A 16,506-nucleotide genomic window follows, 5' to 3' on the forward strand; every position below is an offset into this window, starting at 1 on the left:
GTTCGATCCATGAACGCAGTAATTTTTGCAGTGCAACAGACATCGACATGGCTTCACCCACGACGAACGAAACACCCTCGCCGCACACACTCAAACGCGGACTCAAGAGTCGCCACATCCAGTTGATCGCGCTCGGCGGCGCGATCGGCACCGGGCTTTTTCTCGGCGTCGCGCAGACGATCAAGCTCGCCGGGCCATCCGTGCTGCTCGGCTACGCGATCGCCGGGCTGATGGCGTTCTTCATCATGCGTCAGCTCGGCGAGATGATCGTCGACGAGCCGGTTGCCGGTTCCTTCAGCCATTTCGCCGATAAATACTGGGGCCACGCCGCCGGTTTCATCTCCGGCTGGAACTACTGGGCCATTTACATTCTGGTGAGCATGGCGGAGCTGTCGGCCGTGGGCATCTACATGCAGTACTGGTGGCCGGGATTGCCGATGTGGATATCGGCGCTCGCGTGCTTCGTGATCGTCAACGCGATCAATCTGACGAGCGTGAAGTCCTACGGCGAGACGGAGTTCTGGTTCGCGATCGTCAAAGTGGCGGCGATCGTCGGCATGATCCTGTTCGGCGGCTGGTTGCTCGCGTCGGGCAAGGCGGGGCCGGAAGCGAGCGTCGCGAATCTTTGGCGGCTCGGCGGCTTCTTTCCGAACGGCGTGCACGGGCTCGTCATGTCGATGGCCGTCATCATGTTCTCGTTCGGCGGGCTGGAGCTCGTCGGCATTACGGCGGCGGAAGCGGAAGACCCGTCGCGCAGCATTCCGCGCGCGACCAATCAGGTCATCTATCGCATCCTGATTTTTTATGTCGGCGCGCTCGGCGTGCTGCTGTCGCTTTATCCGTGGGACAAGGTCGCGACCGGCGGCAGTCCGTTCGTGCTGATTTTCCGCGAGATGAACAGCACGGTCGTCGCGAACGTGCTCAACGTGATCGTGCTGACGGCCGCGCTCTCCGTGTACAACAGCGGCGTCTATGCGAACAGCCGCATGCTGTACGGCCTCGCGCAGCAAGGCAACGCGCCGCGCGCGCTGCTCAACGTGAGCGGACGCGGCATTCCGCTCGCGGCGCTGGCGGTGTCGGCGCTGGTGACGGCGGCGTGCGTCGTCATCAACTATGTGATTCCGGGGCGCGCGTTCGGCCTCTTGATGGGACTCGCGGTGTCGGCGCTCGTCATCAACTGGGCGATGATCAGCATCATCCATCTCATGTTCCGCCGGCAGAAGCGCGCGAACGCCGAAGCGACCTCGTTTCCGAGCTTTCTGCATCCGTTCACGAACTACGTCGTGCTCGCGTTTCTCGCGGGCATCGTCTGGGTGATGTACGAGATTCCGGATCTGCGCCTGTCCGTGTACCTGATTCCGGTCTGGCTGGCCGTTCTCGGAATCGGCTACTATCTCAAAACTCGGGCCGCGCGCGGAGACTGACGCGGCCGCGCTTGCTGATCTCTCGTCCTCTCTCGTCCTATAAGTCACCATGTTCGAACATATCGATGCTTACCCCGGCGACCCGATCCTGTCGCTGAACGAAAACTTCCAGAAAGATCCGCGCACCAATAAGGTCAACCTGAGCATCGGCATTTACTTTGACGACGAAGGCCGTCTGCCCGTGATGCAGGCCGTGCGCGAGGCGGAACTGTCGATCCTGAAAGACCTCGGCCCGAAACCGTATTTGCCGATGGCCGGTTTCGCGCATTATCGCGACGCCGTGCAGGCGCTCGTGTTCGGCAACGACAGCCCGGCGCGCGCCGATGGCCGCATCGCGAGCGTGCAGACGCTCGGCGGATCGGGCGCGCTGAAGGTCGGCGCGGATTTCATCAAGCGCTACTTTCCGAAGTCGCAAGTGTGGGTGAGCGATCCGACGTGGGAGAACCATCGTTTCATCTTCGAGCGCGCGGGTTTCGAAGTGAACACGTATCCGTATTACGACGAAGCCACCGGCGGACTGCGCTTCGATGCGATGCTCGACGCCATCGACAAGCTGCCCGCGAAGAGCGTCGTGCTGCTGCACGCGTGCTGCCATAACCCGACGGGCGTCGATCTCGATCAGGCGCAATGGGTGAACATCATCGACGTGCTGCAAAAGCGCGATCTGCTGCCGTTCGTCGATATGGCGTATCAGGGCTTCGGTTCCGGTCTCGACGACGACGCGTTCGCCGTGCGCGAACTCGCGCGCCGTGGCGTGCCGGCGTTCATCGCCAATTCGTTCTCGAAGAATTTCTCGCTGTACGGCGAGCGCTGCGGCGGCCTGCACGTCATTTGCGACGATGCCGCCGAAGCCGATCGCGTGCTCGGCCAGCTGACGAGCGCCGTGCGCGCGAACTACAGCAATCCGCCGACGCACGGCGCGAAGATCGTCACGCATGTGCTGAACACGCCCGAACTTAAACAGTCGTGGGAAAAGGAACTCGCGTCGATGTGCCAGCGCATCGCGCGCATGCGTCAGGCGATCCACGACGGATTGAAGGATCACGTTCGCGGCGAGATGCTCACGCGGTATATCAAGCAGCGCGGCATGTTCACGTACACGGGTCTGGTCGCGGATCAGGCCGACCGGCTCAAGGAGGAATTCGGCGTGTACATCCTGCGCTCGGGCCGCATGTGCGTCGCGGGCCTGAACGACAGCAACGTGCAGATCGTCGCCGATGCCATCGGCAAGGTGCTGGCGGCGAAGTAAATCGCTACATCGCGGGACAGGACAGCACTTTCTGCGGCGGAAGGCTGCCCGGTCCCGTATCGACTTTCGTGCCGCGCGGCGGCGTCAGAATGAGCCGCACGGCACTCGTGCCTTCGTTCGCGAGCACGTAGACATCGCCGCTTCCTTCCGGCTGCCAGTACACGCGATACACCTCGCCGTCCTTGTACACATGCAGCGCGCCGTGCCGCACGGCGCCGCCCCGCCAGAAATTCACGCTTTCCCCTTCGCGCAGCGCGATTATGCCGTCCTGCCCGTTCGTGGCGCTTTCGAGCGTGCCGCAGACGGCGTCGTCGGCGCGTGCGTGCGTGCAGACGGCCAGCGCCGCTGCGCATAGAAACATCGTTTTGCGATTCATCGGCTATCGACTCCCGGAAAAAGCGCGTGCGCCGTCCCGCGCTCCTCGCAAGATACGCGCCGACGTTCCTCCGCGCGTGTGCTACTTTGAATGGAAGCAGCATTCGATCATGGAGGGCGACATGACTGTGATCGCGCCGGTCGAAAGAGCGGACTTCCTCGCGATTCTCGCGCGCCATCGGCTCGACGAGAGCGATTTTCTGGTGCACGAAGGCGGCGCGTCCGATGTCGTGGACGATGTTTATCCGTTGCAGGGCGTCGTCACCATTACGCGACGTTCCACGTTGAAGGAACGCGAATATCGCATCGGACACGGCACGCAATGGACCGCCGCGTTCGAAAAAGACTTGAACAAGGGCGTGTTCAAATGAACGGGCACGCGCACGCAGTTTTTTCACGCACTTTTTTGAAGCGGAGCAGGCGATGAGACCGACCGAATTCAAATCGTTCAAGGCGCACGTCGCGATGATGCTGCGCGATCTGCCGCGCGGCGTGACGGCCGATCTCAGCGATGTCGCCGTCGCGTACTGGAACGGCACGCAAGTGGTCGGCGCCTATTTGCGCGACAACGGCCGCCTCGACGAAGACTTCGATTTCGACGAAAACGCCTGGGGCGTCTGGCGCGACGATTTCCTCGCGTGGTTCGATGCGCCGCGTTTCTCCGAACGCGCCGATCTGAAGGCGGCGTTCGTCGCAGGCGTCATGCCCGCGAGCGCGCACGGCGGGCTCTGGCCGCGGGCGCTGTGATCTAAGCTTCATTCGGCAAGTCATCCGTAAGCACGCCTTGCACGCGCCCGTTCCCCGCCGAACGGCACAGCGATTGCTCCGTTCCTCCACGCGACAGCGTCCGAACCACGACCGCGCGACGGCCGTGTTCCGCCTTTCATCGTCACGGAGGATTCAGCATGGCTGGCAACGGCAGACTCAGTCCGCTCACGTTCTTTACGGCCATTGTGTTTATCGTCATCGGCGTGTTGCTGGCGGCGGGCGGAGCGTATCTCGTTGCACTCAAAGGATCGTGGTACTACGTGATCGCGGGTGCGGCCATCGTGCTGACCGGGCTCTTGTTGTTGATCCGGCGGCGCTCCGCATTGCTGCTTTTCGCGCTGTTCCTGTTCGCCTCGACGATCTGGGCCGTCGTCGAAGTGCGTTTCGATTTCTGGCAACTCATGCCGCGCCTGTGGATCTGGCTGCTGCTCGCGATCTGGCTGCTGATTCCCTTCGTGCATCGCGGCGCGTTGTTCGGGCCGCCTTCGACATCGCGCGCCGCGCGCACGCCCCTCGCCGCCGCGATCATCCTCACGCTGCTGCTCGGCGTCGGCACCTGGTTCAATCATCCGCACGACCGGCCGGGGCGCATCGACGTGAACGTCGCCGCCGACGCCAATCAGCCCGATGCCAACGCCGCGACCGGCCGCGCGGCGGGCGACTGGGTCGACTATGGCGGCTCGCCGCTCGCGCAGCGTTACGCGCCGCTCGCCCGGATCACGCCGGATAACGCGCATCGGCTAAAGGTGGCGTGGACGTATCGCACCGGCGACATGCCCGGCCCCGACGATCCGACCGAAACCACCGACGAGAACACGCCGCTCAAGGTCGGCGACACGATTTTCCTGTGCACGCCGCATAGCAAGGCGATCGCGCTCGATGCCGCGAGCGGCAAGGAAAAGTGGCGTTTCGATCCGCGGATTCAGAGTCCGATCGGGTTCAAGCATTGGGAGCACATGACTTGCCGGGGCGTCGCTTATTACGATGCGTCGATGCATCCGATGCCCGCTGCCGCCGCGCCCGAAGCCAGCGCGCCCGCCGAAGCCGATGCGGCCTCCGCGCCTGCCGACGCATCCGCCCCCACGGAAGCCTCCGCGCCCGTGCAGACGCCCGCGCAAACCACGGCGCAGGCCGAATGTCCGCATCGCCTGTTCCTTCCGACCGCCGACGCCCGCCTGATCGCGCTCGACGCGGACACCGGCAAGCCGTGCGCGAGCTTCGGAAAGAACGGTGCAATCGATTTGCGCGCGAATATCGGGCCGTTCACGCCGGGCGGCTATTACTCGACCTCGCCGCCGGCGGTGTTCCGCAATCTCGTGATCGTCGGCGGTCATGTGACCGACAACGAATCGAACAACGAGCCGTCGGGCGTGATCCGCGCGTTCGACGTCAATGACGGCCATCTCGTCTGGAACTGGGATCCAGGCAATCCGGACGCCACCGAACCGATCGCGGCGGGCGGCACTTATGTGCGCAATTCGCCGAACATGTGGTCGATGTTCAGCGTCGACGAAAAGCGCGGCATGATTTTTCTGCCGATGGGCAACCAGACGCCCGATCAGTGGGGCGGCGAGCGCACGCCACAGGCCGAGAAGTTCGGCGCGGGCGTCGTCGCGCTCGATGCCGCGACGGGCAAGCTGCGCTGGAACTATCAGTTCACGCATCACGATCTGTGGGATATGGATGTGGGCGGGCAGCCGACGCTCGTCGATCTGCAGACGGCGCAGGGCACGCAGCCGGCGCTGATCGCATCGACGAAGCAGGGCAGCATCTACGTGCTGAATCGCGAAACCGGCCAGCCGATCGTGCCGATCAGCGAAGTCGCCGTGCCGGGCGGCGCGGCGAAAGGCGATCACACCGCGCCGACGCAGGCCGTTTCCGCGCTCAACTTCAACCCGCCGCGCGTGACGGAAGCGGACATGTGGGGCACGACGCCGTTCGATCAGCTTTGGTGCCGCATCAAGTTCAGGAGCCTGCGCTACGACGGGCCGTACACGCCGCCGTCGGAGCAGGGATCGCTCGTGTTTCCGGGTAACTTCGGCGTATTCGACTGGGGCGGGATTTCCGTCGATCCGGTGCGGCAGATTCTGATCGCGAATCCGGACTACATGGCGTTCACGTCGAAGCTGATTCCGCGTGACAAGATTCCCGAGGACAACGGCGAGAAGAAAGGCAGCGAAACGAGCGGCATCAAGCTCGCGCGCGGTACGCCGTTCGGCTTTGAGATCAGCGCGTTTCTTTCACCGCTCGGGATTCCGTGCCAGGCGCCGCCGTGGGGCTACATCGCGGGCGTCGATCTGCGCACGCAGAAGATTGCGTGGATGCACAAGAACGGCACCATCGTCGACAGCGCGCCGCTGCCGATTCCGATGCCGCTCGGCGTGCCGAGCCTCGGCGGGACGATCGTGACGGCGGGCGGCGTCGCGTTCCTGACGGGCACGCTCGATCAATACGTGCGCGCCTACGACGTGCGCGACGGCAAGAAGCTGTGGGAGGCGCGTCTGCCGGCGGGCGGTCAGGCCACGCCGATGAGCTACGCCGATGCAAGCGGCAAGCAATATGTGCTCGTGACGGCGGGCGGTCATGGCTCGCTCGGCACGAAGGCGGGCGACTATGTGATCGCCTATACGTTGCAGTGAATGCGAAAAAAAGCGCGGGAATTTTCTCCCGCGCCTGCACGTTACGTCCGGCGATAAGCCTCGGCCATGAGCGCGCTGACCTTGGCGCGCGCGCTCAGCGCATTGCGGACGGCGGCGACGATGAAGGAAACGAGGGCGATCGGCGTGGCAGCGATGATTCCCATGATGAACTCCGTACTAGGGGTAACGAACTAGGTAATAACCCTAGGTTAGCACATTATGACGCATTGCAACAAATATCTTTCGGGGAATTGACCGTACGCAAAGGCGAAACGCTCTGAAGGAGCATCCAGATGAAGACGCACTTTCCGGCTCGTATCGCGGCGATCGGCGCCGTTGTGCTCATCGCGGCGATCGTCGTCGCGTGCAGTGGCGGTTCCGGCGATAGCGCCACTTCGTCTGCGGCGAGCGGCGGCGCGCCGGCGGCGGCATCGGACCCGTCGGGGGCATCGAGCCCGGCGGGGGCATCGGCGCCTCTGGCTGCGGTGTCGAAAGATGTCGTCACCTGGCACAACGACATCGCGCGCACCGGACAGCAACTCGCGGAAACCGTCCTCACGCCGGCGAACGTCAATCAGCGTACTTTCGGCAAGCTCGCGCTCTTTTCCGTCGATGGCGCCGTCGACGCGCAGCCGCTCTTTCTGGCGGGCGTACCGATCGCGGGCGGCACGCGCAACGTGCTCTACGTCGCGACGGAAAACGCCAGCGTCTACGCTTTCGACGCCGACAGCGGCGCGGTGCTGTGGAAAGTCTCGACGCTCGGCAGCGGCGAGTCGCCGAGCGACGACCACAACTGTCATCAGATCACGCCGACCATCGGTGTCACGGCGACGCCGGTCATCGACCGGACGCGCGGCCCGAATGGCGCGATGTATGTCGTCGGCATGTCGAAGGATGCGTCGGGCGCGTATCACCAGCGCATTCACGCGCTCGATGTCGCGACGGGCGCCGAGCTCTTCAACGGCCCCACCGAAATCCGGGCGACGTATCCGGGCAACGGCGCGGGCAGCCAGAACGGCACGCTGACGTTCGATCCCGGCCAGTACGCCGAGCGCGCGGCGTTGCTGCTGCTGAACGGCGTCGTCTACACGGCGTGGACTTCGCATTGCGACTTCATGCCGTACACCGGCTGGGTCATGGGCTACGACGCCGCGACCCTGCAACAGGCGAGCGTGCTGAACCTCACGCCGAACGGCCAGATGGGCTCGATCTGGATGAGCGGCGCGGGCCTCGCATCGGACGGCCAGGCGATCTTTTTCCTCGACGCCAACGGCACCTTCGATCCGACGCAAAACGCGCAGGAGATGCCGATCAACGGCAACTTCGGCAACGGTTTTTTGCGGCTGGAAACGTCGCCGCTCAGGGTGCAGGACTATTTCGAGCCGTCGAACACGGTGCAGGAGTCGAACGAGGACGAAGATCTCGGTTCCGGCGGCGCGATGGTGCTGCCGGACTTCACCGATGCGGGCGGCACGGTCCGGCATCTGGCGATCGGCGCGGGCAAGAACTCGACGATCTACGTCGTGAACCGCTTCTCGATGGGCAAGTTCGATTCGAACGCGGACCACATCTATCAGGAACTCGTCGGCCAGATTCGTGGGGCGATGTTCGGCGCGCCCGCGTATTTCAACAACACGGTCTATTTCGGCGCGGTCGGCGACAGCATTCGGGCGTTCGCGGTCAGCAACGCGTTGCTTTCGGCGACGTCGACGAGTCAGACGTCGAATGCGTTCGGCTTCCCCGGCGCGACGCCGAGCATTTCCGCGAACGGCACGACGAACGGCATTCTGTGGGCGGCGGAGAACGGCGCGACAGGCGCGCTGCGCGCCTACGACGCGGCCAATCTCGCGCGCCAGCTCTACAGCAGCAACGACGCCGGCACGCGCGACCAGTTCGGTGCGGGCAACAAGTTCATCACGCCGATGATCGCGAACGGCAAGGTGTATGTCGGCACGAAGAACGGCGTCGCCGTGTTCGGGCTGTTGTCGAAATAGGATCGGCGCGCGAACGCGGCGCCGGGCGTGACGCCGCGAGCGCGCCGCAACCAGCCGAAACGCCGTGGAACGGTCGCGAAGTCATGTTAAGCTCTCGGTTCTTCGCTGGGGAGTAGCCGGCTTTCCTGCACAGGGAAAGCGCTCATGTCAACACGCTCGGTCGTTCAGGCCGTGGCATGAGCAGCCATCAAAGGTTGGCAAGACCATCGACAGAATTCGCGACCGGTCGGGCGCGCGTTCTGTCGTTCCATCTTGCCCGACCAGAGCGCTACTCGATGAATCTCGCCTCCACAATTTTTCTAGCCTTCGCCATGTCCACCGACGCGTTCGCCGCAGCCGTCGGCAAGGGCGCGACCCTGCACAAGCCGCGCATCGCGGAAGCGTTGAAGACCGGCGTGATCTTTGGCGTGATCGAAGCCCTGACGCCGCTCGTCGGCTGGGCGCTCGGCAGGGCGGCCGCGCAGTATGTCACCGCGTGGGATCACTGGATCGCGTTCGGCCTGCTCTTCCTGCTCGGCGCGCGCATGATCCGCGAAGGTTTCAGCAGCGTGAGCCACGAAGCGGAAAAGCCCAATTCGCATTCGTTCTGGGTGTTGGCGCTCACTGGTTTCGCGACCAGCATCGACGCGATGGCGGTCGGCGCGGGCCTCGCGTTCATCGATGTCGATATCTTCTCGACGGCCGCGACCATCGGTTTCGCGACGATGCTGATGGTGACGATCGGCGTGATGGTCGGCCGGCTCGTCGGCGCGACGATCGGCAAGCGGGCGGAAATCGTCGGCGGGCTGATTCTGATCGGCGTCGGCAGCGTCATTCTGGCCGAACATCTCGGCCATCTCGGCTGAGGATGCGCGCCTTGCCGCCGCGCGGCGTGAGAATCGCGAGCACGGCGGCGACGATGAAAAGCGCGGGCACGTCACCCGCCAGATGACCGAGGTGGCGCCCCGCGCCGCCGAACGACTGCACGGCCATGATCGCGCCGTGCACGACGCTCGACCACACCGTGAACCAGATGAGGCTCAGATGCCTCATCGGCTCGCGCGATGCGATCAGCAGGAAAACGCCGAGCGTCGCGTAGATGCCGACGATCATCATCGCGTATTCCGAATGGCCTTCGTGGCCGGCATCCCACGCCCATCCAGAAGGCCAGAGCAGCATGAGCGGATAGAAGGCGAAGAGCGCGATCAGCCCGACGACGGCGAGCACGATGCGCAGGCAGGCGAGGCGACGGGCGTCGTTCATGGCGGCTCCTTGGCGGCGCGACATGAGCGACAAGATACCGCGAAGCGCACCGCGAAAGCCATCGATGGCGGCAGGCGTTTCCACCAAAAATCGGCGCAAATAAAATAACGACGACTGCCATTAGGTCGATACGATTCATCATTCCACTGCCTTCAACCACAAATCCAGCACGTCATGCCACGTCCGATTTCCGCGCGCATCCATCTCGACGCCATCCGACAGAATCTTCAACTTGTCAAACGCACGGCGCCGTCGTCGCGCGTGTGGTCCGTCATCAAGGCGAATGCTTATGGTCACGGCATCGAGCGCATTTATCCGGCGCTCGCTGAAGCCGACGGCATCGCGCTGCTCGATCTCGATGAAGCCGTGCGCGTGCGCGAGCTCGGCTGGAAAAAGCCGATTCTTTTGCTCGAAGGCGTTTTCGAGCCCGCGGATGTCGAAACGGCGGATCGTCACCGGCTCACGGTCACGGTGCATTGCGACGAGCAGCTTGCGTTGCTGAAGGCGGCGCGGCCGAACGAGCGCATCGACATACAGTTGAAGATGAACTCGGGCATGAACCGGCTCGGCTATCGGCCGGGCGAATTCGTCGAGGCTTGGAAAAGGGCGTCGGATATCGCGGCGATCGGCTCGATCGGCCTGATGAGTCACTTCGCGAACGCCGACGAAGGCGCGATCGACTGGCAGATAGACGAATTCGAAGCGGCCACGCGCGATCTTCCCGGCACGCGCTCGCTGTCGAATTCGGCGGCGGTGCTGTGGCATCCGCGCGCGCATCGCGACTGGGTGCGGCCGGGCACGATCCTCTACGGCGCCTCGCCGACGGGCTGCGCGCGCCACATCGAGCATTTCCCGTTGCGCGCGGCGATGACGCTCGAGAGCCGCATCATCGGCGTGCAGACGCTCGCGGCGGGCGAGACGATCGGCTATGGCCGCACTTTCACCGCGGATCGCGCGATGAAGATCGGCGTGGTCGCATGCGGCTACGCGGACGGCTATCCGCGTCACGCGCCGACGGGCACGCCCGTCATCGTCGATGGCGTGCGTACGCGCATCGTCGGACGCGTGTCGATGGACATGCTCACCGTCGATCTCACGCCGTGTCCGGCTGCGGGCATCGGATCGCCGGTGGAACTATGGGGCGAACGCGTCCGGGTCGATGAAGTGGCCGAACCGTCCGGCACGATCGGCTACGAGTTGATGTGCGCGCTCGCGCGGCGCGTGCCCGTCGCGATCGACGCGGGCGTTTCGAATCGGGCAGAAGCGCATTCGGCATGACGCTCACGATGACGCGTCTCGAAGGCAGTGCTTACGTTCGAAAATGCGCGATCACATCGGCGAGGATTTCGATGCCTTTGCGGATCTGCTCGACCGGCACGCTCGCATAGCCGAGGATGAGCCCGGCCGTCCGGTTCGACGTGCCGCCGCACGGCGCGACATGAAGCGGCGACACCGGATAGACGCCCACGCCCTTCGCATGCGCGGCGGCGACGAGCGCGGCTTCGTGCGCCGCGTCGATGAAGGGCAGCCACAGCGTGACGTGCAATCCGGCAGCCGTGCCCGTCGCGTGCGCGCGCTTCGGAAGAAGATCGGCGATGGCGTCGAGCAAGGCCGCGCGCCGCCGTTCGTATTCGCGCCGCACGCGCCGCACGTGACGCTCATACGCGCCGCTTTCGATTAGCGCCGCGAGCACGCGCTGATCGATGACGGCCGAATGACGATCCGCGAGCCGCTTCGCCTGACGGAACGCCGGCACGAGATCGTGCGGCAGGATCATGTAGCCGAGCCGCAGATGCGGCGAAAGCGCCTTCGAAAACGTGCCGATGTAGATCACGCGGCCATTCGTATCGATCGATTGCAAGGCGTCGATCGGGCGCTGGCCGTATCGGAACTCGCCGTCGTAATCGTCTTCGATGATCCACGCGTCGTGCCGTTGCGCCCATTCGAGCAATTCGAGACGGCGGCCGATCGGCAGCACGCCGCCCAGCGGAAACTGGTGCGATGGCGTCACGTAGGCGAGCCGCGCGCGTCCATCGGCGGGAAGGCGGCGCGTATCGAGACCGTGTTCGTCGACGGGCACCGGCAGCGCCACGCCGCCCGATGCCTCGAAGCAATGCCGCGCGATCAGATAGCCGGGATCTTCGAATGCGAAGGCGTCGCCGGGATCGAGCAGCAGGCGCGCGCAAAGATCGAGCGCCTGCTGCGTGCCGTTCACGACGACGATCTGATCGCTATCGCAGACGAGCCCGCGCGCGCGGCCGAGATACGCCTGCAACGCGCGCCTGAGCGACGCATCGCCTTCGGGCGCGACGTAATAGAGGCTGTCCGGTTGATGCAGCAGTTCGGCCTGATACGCGCGTTTCCAGATCAACGAAGGAAAGTCGCGCGCGGACACTGCGCCGTACAGGAAGTTGATGCTGCCTTTCGTCACTTGCGCGAGAACGGGCATCGGCAGTGTAGAAACGCGCCGGCCATAGGCGGAAAGGGCGGGCGCGGTGCGTTCGGCGCGCGCGGGAATCGGCGGCGCGAGCGGCATCGGCGGCGTGGCGACTCGCGCCACGCGTCCCGCCGACGTGACGAGAAAGCCCTCCGCCGCGAGCTGTTCGTACGCTGCCGTGACGGTCGTGCGCGAGACGCCGAGATCGGCCGCCAGCGCGCGCGTCGAAGGTGCGGGAGCGCCGGCGGGCAACGTGCCATCGGCGATCTGGGCGCGCAGCAGATCGTAAATGCGCCGTCCGGTGCCGATGGCGTCTTTCAACTGGACCATGAAAATTGCTCGAAACTGGATCTTCTTATTGTGCCTGTTTCGGGCGATAGTGACGGGGTTCCGCCACTTTCCATCGGGCATCCAGGATGTATATTCCGCCGCATTTCGCCGAGACTCGCCCTGAAGAGCTGCATCGGATCATTCGTGGGCATCCGCTCGGAATGCTGGTGACGCACGACGCCGCCGGTCTCGACGCCAATCACATTCCGTTCGAGTTCGATCCGGCGCAGGGCGAGCATGGCTTGCTGACGGCGCACGTCGCGCGCGCCAACGACGTGTGGCAGCGTTGCCCGGGCGGCACGCCCGTCATGGTGATTTTTCGCGGCGCGGAGGGTTATGTCTCGCCGAACTGGTATCCGAGCAAGCATGAGACGCATCGGCAAGTGCCGACGTGGAACTACGAAGTCGTGCACGCGCACGGCGTGCTCACCGTGCGCGACGACGAGCAGTTCGTGCGCGGTCTCGTCGCGCGTCTGACGCGGCGGCACGAGGCGAACGAGCCGAAGCCGTGGAAGATGGGCGATTCCGAGCGCGAATTCATCGATGGGATGCTGCGGAATATCGTGGGCATCGAAATCGCGGTGACGTCGCTTGTCGGCAAGTCGAAGCTGAGTCAGAACAAGGAAACGCGCGATCGGATCGGTGCGGCGGATGCGCTCGACGCGCGGGGGAAAGGGGAGCTGGCACGGGTGATGGGGCGGGCGGGAGACTAGTTCATGGCTTTTATTGCTTTTCTGATCGCGGCGATCGTTCTCGCCATTACGCCCGGTCCGGGCCTCGCGTATGTCGTGGCTCGCACTGTCGCTGGTGGTCGTTCCGAAGGCATGGCGTCGTGTCTCGGCACGGCGGTGGGCGGTCTCGTCCATGTGGCCGCGGCGGCGCTCGGGCTATCCCTGTTGATCGCGCGCTCGGCGACGCTCTTTAGCGTCGTGAAGTACGTCGGCGCGGCGTATCTGATTTATCTGGGCGTTCGGCTTCTGTTTCGCGAAGGCGAAGCGGGCGGCGTCGCGCCGGTGGCATCGCACGGTGCGCGGCGTGCGTTTCGCGAAGGCGTCCTGGTCGAAGCGCTCAACGTCAAGACGGCGCTGTTTTTTCTCGCCTTTCTTCCGCAGTTCGTTTCGCCGGGGCATGCGCTGATTCCGCAACTGGCGATGCTCGGGAGCATTTGCGTCGTGCTTAATACGCTTGTCGACGTGGGCGCGGTGCTCGCCGCTTCGCGTCTGCTGAAGTCGAGCGCCGCACGCGTCGCGCGCGCGAGGATGCTCACGCGGACCTCGGGCGTCGTCATGCTGGCATTGGGTGGGTATCTCGCGTTTGCGCGGAGGGCGATCCCGAGTTAGGGAACCGGCCTCACGCGATTATCTGTTCTTCGCATGACCTTCCCTGAAGAGGGCTTCTAATCAATACTGCCGTGACTTTCGACGGCAAGCACACGGCTGCCGCAGGCGGTCAGATGCCCATCCAGCGCGACGCCATTGCCGTTCGTGTCGATCAACATATCGGAACACTGAATGATCGGGTTCGTGCCGTGTTCGGGGCATGTCACCAAGTCGCCCATTCTCGCGACCCCGCGGCCCTTGATGTCCATCGTGTCGGAGCCCGTGATGATGCGGCCGCCGTGGGTCGTTGCGTCGCCTATGCATGCGATTGAAGTCATTTTCGTTATCGTGCGGTTAGAGGTTTTTCCAGATCGGTTCAGCGCTTGCGCCGGACAATTCGAAGATGAAGAATTTCACCGCGTCGAAATAGTTGGTGAATATGCAAGGATTGAACGAGGCGCCTCGCTCGTCGACGCATACGACCCAGTAACCATCTTCCTCGGACAGGCGCAACTCTCCAAACCCGATATGCGGGTCGTCACCTAAGCGGTAGGAATCACGCCTGATACCGCGAGCGCCAAGTTCAGCGGCGATGGCGTCGAGTAGCCTTTGCTGGTCGATGCCTTGACCAACATGAATCTCGTACGCCTTCTTGAGATGAATATCCATCGATCAACTCCTTTGTTCATCGTCGTCTCAAGAAGGCCCGTAGCTTTTCTTGCTCGACGCTAACGACATGTTCACCCACGGCAAGACCACCGGGCAGACGTGTATCTTACGGACGCTCCGTCCTTCTGGCATGTTTCCATTGTCGAGTCTCTCTAGCGGCCTTCGATGATTCTTCGAATGCGACGATTCGATTCGTCTACCTTGACTTGAATATCCCGATCCGCGGCAACGGCGTTGAGTCCGCCCGCAAGGTCAATCAGGTCCTTCGATATGAATCTGCCCGTCGCCGGATCATCGTACCGATGCCGGTTGTAATGAAGCCCCGTCTGACTTCGCCTGGACACAAACTCCTCGCGGGCAGGCCGCAGTCCCTTATCCAGCAAGCCGTCCAGCTCGACGAGCTCATGCACGAGAGAATTATTTTTGTAGACGCGATTCTAGACGCTCATCGGTAGCCCGAACTATGCGACTCGTCCGAGTAACGCTTGCTCGTTACCCGCAGTGGCTGACGGCGGCCGCAGGCCGACCGCAGACGCGGCGGAACTTGGCCGAAGCACACCGATGCGCCACGTTCGCGCAAGTCTTCGCCCACCGCGCCCGAATCCGTCAAGGCCGCGCAGCGCCCGAAGGGCTTGGTCTTGACGGTCATCGGTTCACCACGCTCGTTTTTCGTCGCTCTTGGCGCGCGGATGGCGCAGTTCCGCGAAGCTCGCGAATCTTAAAGCACGTCCACACGATACGGAACGCTTCGTGACCGTTCAGCAGTCGCAGCGCGAGAGCCGCTCGACCAAACCCTACTGGCAGCGAACCGAGCCGCCGTGTTTTCCGCGGCTCAAACTCGCCGGGCCATGGATCGAGCAGGCAGGATTCACAGCAGGGCAGCGCGTCAAGGTCAATGTTGAACATGGGCGGCTGATCATTACCGCCGAGTAGACGAAGGGCCGCGTAGCGGCCCTTCGAACTTAAAGATTAGCGATTCTCGACGTTGTATCTAGCTACTCTTGAGACGTCTTCATCTGGGTCATCGAAGAGCCCGCGGACTATCGATATAGGTGCCTTTTTGTTTGAGGCGATGCCTTGCCGAACCACTGGATCCGGATCTCTCGCGAGGAGCTCAAACAACTCCACCGATAGTTTCCGCTTTACGGCAACGCTACGTCTGACATCAGATTCAAACTGGCAGAGCTCCGTCAATATTTCCAACGGAACAGTCTTGTTATGAGCAACCCATTTCCTGTAGCCCGGGAACCTCGAAATCACATCTTTCCAGACAGATACAGGAGCCTCTTCGTTAGCGGCTCGGTCGTACTCTTCCTTCATGAGACTATCTCTTAGCGCTATGAATTCTTCAGCAGACTGGATCATCTTGAGTCCTTGCACTGCAATGAATCAAGATTAACGTTTTTCCCGGTATCGCTCTTATGTTTACTCATGTAGTCGCCGTAAACATCGGCGTCAGCGACCCAAGCTCCATTCTTATCATAGACTTTCCAAGCGCTATTGCCATGCCCGGTTTGATCTTCGGACCACCACATGCCCGTGCTCGGATCGCGCAAGTATTTAGCGTAACCAACGCCTGATACATTGCCTGCGCAAACTCGATCAAATCGATTTATTTCCCATTCCTTTCTACAAGAGCACTTAGAATTTTGATTCGGCTTGTTTGACGTTTGCTTTCGTCCCGCTATCGCAGGAGTCTTCGATAAGCCAAACGGATCAACCCACTCGATCGGGTTCGGCGCATACTGATACGCGTTGAGTCCACCGGCCAGCCCAATCGGATCCTTCGAGATGAACCGCCCGCTCTGCGAATCATAGTACCGATGCCGATTGTACGTCAGTCCCGTCTCGTCGTCCGCGTATTGGCCTTGGAACCGAATCGCGTTATCCGCTTCGGCCGGATCCGTCTTGCCATAGGGCGTTGGTTTCCTTCTGCCCCAAGCTTTATACCGCGCCAGCCACACAACCTTACCCGACTCGTCGAGCAACTCCTGCGGCGTGCCAAGGTGGTCATTCTGATAGAACAGCGTCGCATGACGGCTCTTCGCCGGAACCTGAAC

The 16,506-nt window shown here is 63.0% G+C and carries 20 protein-coding genes and 1 riboswitch; of the genes, 11 read left to right on the top strand and 9 right to left on the bottom strand.

Annotated elements, in window-relative coordinates:
- The first annotated feature begins 47 nt into the window (after nt 1-47).
- The gene (locus NCT05_RS25920; RefSeq protein ID WP_008347403.1) at nt 48-1,424 is read left to right on the top strand and encodes an amino acid permease; all 1,377 of its coding nucleotides are present in this window, start codon (nt 48-50) and stop codon (nt 1,422-1,424) included.
- A gap of 49 nt (nt 1,425-1,473) precedes the next feature.
- On the top strand, nt 1,474-2,673 hold the full coding sequence (locus NCT05_RS25925; RefSeq protein WP_250460175.1) for an amino acid aminotransferase: 1,200 nt from the start codon (nt 1,474-1,476) through the stop codon (nt 2,671-2,673).
- 4 nt (nt 2,674-2,677) lie between these two features.
- Here the strand turns inward: NCT05_RS25925 and NCT05_RS25930 are convergent, their stop codons facing one another.
- Nucleotides 2,678-3,049 carry a hypothetical protein gene (locus NCT05_RS25930; protein WP_250503517.1) on the bottom strand — a complete coding sequence of 124 codons (372 nt, stop codon included), beginning with the start codon at nt 3,047-3,049 and terminating at the stop codon, nt 2,678-2,680.
- 121 nt (nt 3,050-3,170) lie between these two features.
- Between NCT05_RS25930 and NCT05_RS25935 the strand changes: the two genes are divergently transcribed.
- From NCT05_RS25935 to NCT05_RS25945, 3 genes are all read left to right on the top strand, one after another.
- The gene (locus NCT05_RS25935) at nt 3,171-3,419 is read left to right on the top strand and encodes a hypothetical protein (protein WP_250503518.1); all 249 of its coding nucleotides are present in this window, start codon (nt 3,171-3,173) and stop codon (nt 3,417-3,419) included.
- 52 nt (nt 3,420-3,471) lie between these two features.
- Nucleotides 3,472-3,795 (top strand): hypothetical protein, encoded by a 324-nt coding sequence (locus NCT05_RS25940; RefSeq protein WP_175981977.1) that lies wholly within the window; start codon nt 3,472-3,474, stop codon nt 3,793-3,795.
- 158 nt (nt 3,796-3,953) lie between these two features.
- Nucleotides 3,954-6,455 (top strand): glucose/quinate/shikimate family membrane-bound PQQ-dependent dehydrogenase, encoded by a 2,502-nt coding sequence (locus NCT05_RS25945; protein ID WP_250441125.1) that lies wholly within the window; start codon nt 3,954-3,956, stop codon nt 6,453-6,455.
- Between the two features lie 41 nt (nt 6,456-6,496).
- On the opposite strand, the gene NCT05_RS36845 is transcribed toward NCT05_RS25945, so the two are convergent.
- A complete protein-coding gene (locus tag NCT05_RS36845) occupies nt 6,497-6,619 on the bottom strand; it encodes a hypothetical protein (RefSeq protein WP_268811544.1) in 123 nt (40 codons plus the stop codon).
- 129 nt (nt 6,620-6,748) lie between these two features.
- Between NCT05_RS36845 and NCT05_RS25950 the strand changes: the two genes are divergently transcribed.
- Together NCT05_RS25950 and mntP are read left to right on the top strand one after the other, a co-directional pair.
- Nucleotides 6,749-8,449 carry an outer membrane protein assembly factor BamB family protein gene (locus NCT05_RS25950; RefSeq protein ID WP_250503519.1) on the top strand — a complete coding sequence of 567 codons (1,701 nt, stop codon included), beginning with the start codon at nt 6,749-6,751 and terminating at the stop codon, nt 8,447-8,449.
- Between the two features lie 100 nt (nt 8,450-8,549).
- A riboswitch (yybP-ykoY riboswitch) is annotated at nt 8,550-8,716 on the top strand.
- Between the two features lie 8 nt (nt 8,717-8,724).
- Nucleotides 8,725-9,294: a manganese efflux pump MntP gene (gene mntP, locus NCT05_RS25955; RefSeq protein WP_250437052.1), complete on the top strand. Its 570-nt coding sequence runs from the start codon at nt 8,725-8,727 to the stop codon at nt 9,292-9,294.
- Here mntP and NCT05_RS25960 read toward each other — a convergent pair.
- On the bottom strand, nt 9,260-9,691 hold the full coding sequence (locus tag NCT05_RS25960) for a DUF6632 domain-containing protein (protein ID WP_008347415.1): 432 nt from the start codon (nt 9,689-9,691) through the stop codon (nt 9,260-9,262). The genes mntP and NCT05_RS25960 overlap by 35 nt on opposite strands.
- Nucleotides 9,692-9,865: 174 nt before the next feature.
- Here NCT05_RS25960 and alr point away from each other — a divergent pair, with 174 nt between their 5' ends.
- Nucleotides 9,866-10,969 (top strand): alanine racemase, encoded by a 1,104-nt coding sequence (gene alr / locus NCT05_RS25965; RefSeq protein WP_008347416.1) that lies wholly within the window; start codon nt 9,866-9,868, stop codon nt 10,967-10,969.
- A gap of 31 nt (nt 10,970-11,000) precedes the next feature.
- Here the strand turns inward: alr and pdxR are convergent, their stop codons facing one another.
- Entirely contained in the window at nt 11,001-12,458 is a 1,458-nt protein-coding gene (gene pdxR / locus NCT05_RS25970) for a MocR-like pyridoxine biosynthesis transcription factor PdxR (RefSeq protein WP_250437056.1), read from the bottom strand.
- Between the two features lie 86 nt (nt 12,459-12,544).
- Between pdxR and NCT05_RS25975 the strand changes: the two genes are divergently transcribed.
- Together NCT05_RS25975 and NCT05_RS25980 are read left to right on the top strand one after the other, a co-directional pair.
- On the top strand, nt 12,545-13,171 hold the full coding sequence (locus tag NCT05_RS25975; protein WP_008347418.1) for an FMN-binding negative transcriptional regulator: 627 nt from the start codon (nt 12,545-12,547) through the stop codon (nt 13,169-13,171).
- 3 nt (nt 13,172-13,174) lie between these two features.
- A complete protein-coding gene (locus tag NCT05_RS25980; protein ID WP_250503520.1) occupies nt 13,175-13,798 on the top strand; it encodes a LysE family translocator in 624 nt (207 codons plus the stop codon).
- A gap of 56 nt (nt 13,799-13,854) precedes the next feature.
- On the opposite strand, the gene NCT05_RS25985 is transcribed toward NCT05_RS25980, so the two are convergent.
- From NCT05_RS25985 to NCT05_RS36850, 3 genes are all read right to left on the bottom strand, one after another.
- The gene (locus tag NCT05_RS25985; protein ID WP_250441119.1) at nt 13,855-14,115 is read right to left on the bottom strand and encodes a PAAR domain-containing protein; all 261 of its coding nucleotides are present in this window, start codon (nt 14,113-14,115) and stop codon (nt 13,855-13,857) included.
- Nucleotides 14,116-14,131: 16 nt separating this feature from the next.
- Nucleotides 14,132-14,446: a hypothetical protein gene (locus tag NCT05_RS25990; protein ID WP_250503521.1), complete on the bottom strand. Its 315-nt coding sequence runs from the start codon at nt 14,444-14,446 to the stop codon at nt 14,132-14,134.
- Between the two features lie 152 nt (nt 14,447-14,598).
- Entirely contained in the window at nt 14,599-14,856 is a 258-nt protein-coding gene (locus NCT05_RS36850) for an RHS repeat-associated core domain-containing protein (RefSeq protein WP_350029900.1), read from the bottom strand.
- Nucleotides 14,857-15,196: 340 nt separating this feature from the next.
- Here NCT05_RS36850 and NCT05_RS25995 point away from each other — a divergent pair, with 340 nt between their 5' ends.
- Nucleotides 15,197-15,379, top strand: a complete 183-nt coding sequence (locus NCT05_RS25995) for a SymE family type I addiction module toxin (RefSeq protein ID WP_239295583.1) — start codon at nt 15,197-15,199, stop codon at nt 15,377-15,379.
- Nucleotides 15,380-15,415: 36 nt separating this feature from the next.
- Here NCT05_RS25995 and NCT05_RS26000 read toward each other — a convergent pair whose 3' ends face one another.
- A complete protein-coding gene (locus tag NCT05_RS26000) occupies nt 15,416-15,811 on the bottom strand; it encodes a hypothetical protein (RefSeq protein ID WP_175981960.1) in 396 nt (131 codons plus the stop codon).
- Nucleotides 15,808-16,506: RHS repeat-associated core domain-containing protein (locus NCT05_RS36855; RefSeq protein WP_284507570.1), on the bottom strand; the 699-nt coding region annotated here is incomplete at its 5' end. The genes NCT05_RS36855 and NCT05_RS26000, both read right to left, overlap by 4 nt.

Source organism: Caballeronia sp. AZ7_KS35 (assembly GCF_023631045.1).
Lineage (GTDB): Bacteria > Pseudomonadota > Gammaproteobacteria > Burkholderiales > Burkholderiaceae > Caballeronia > Caballeronia zhejiangensis.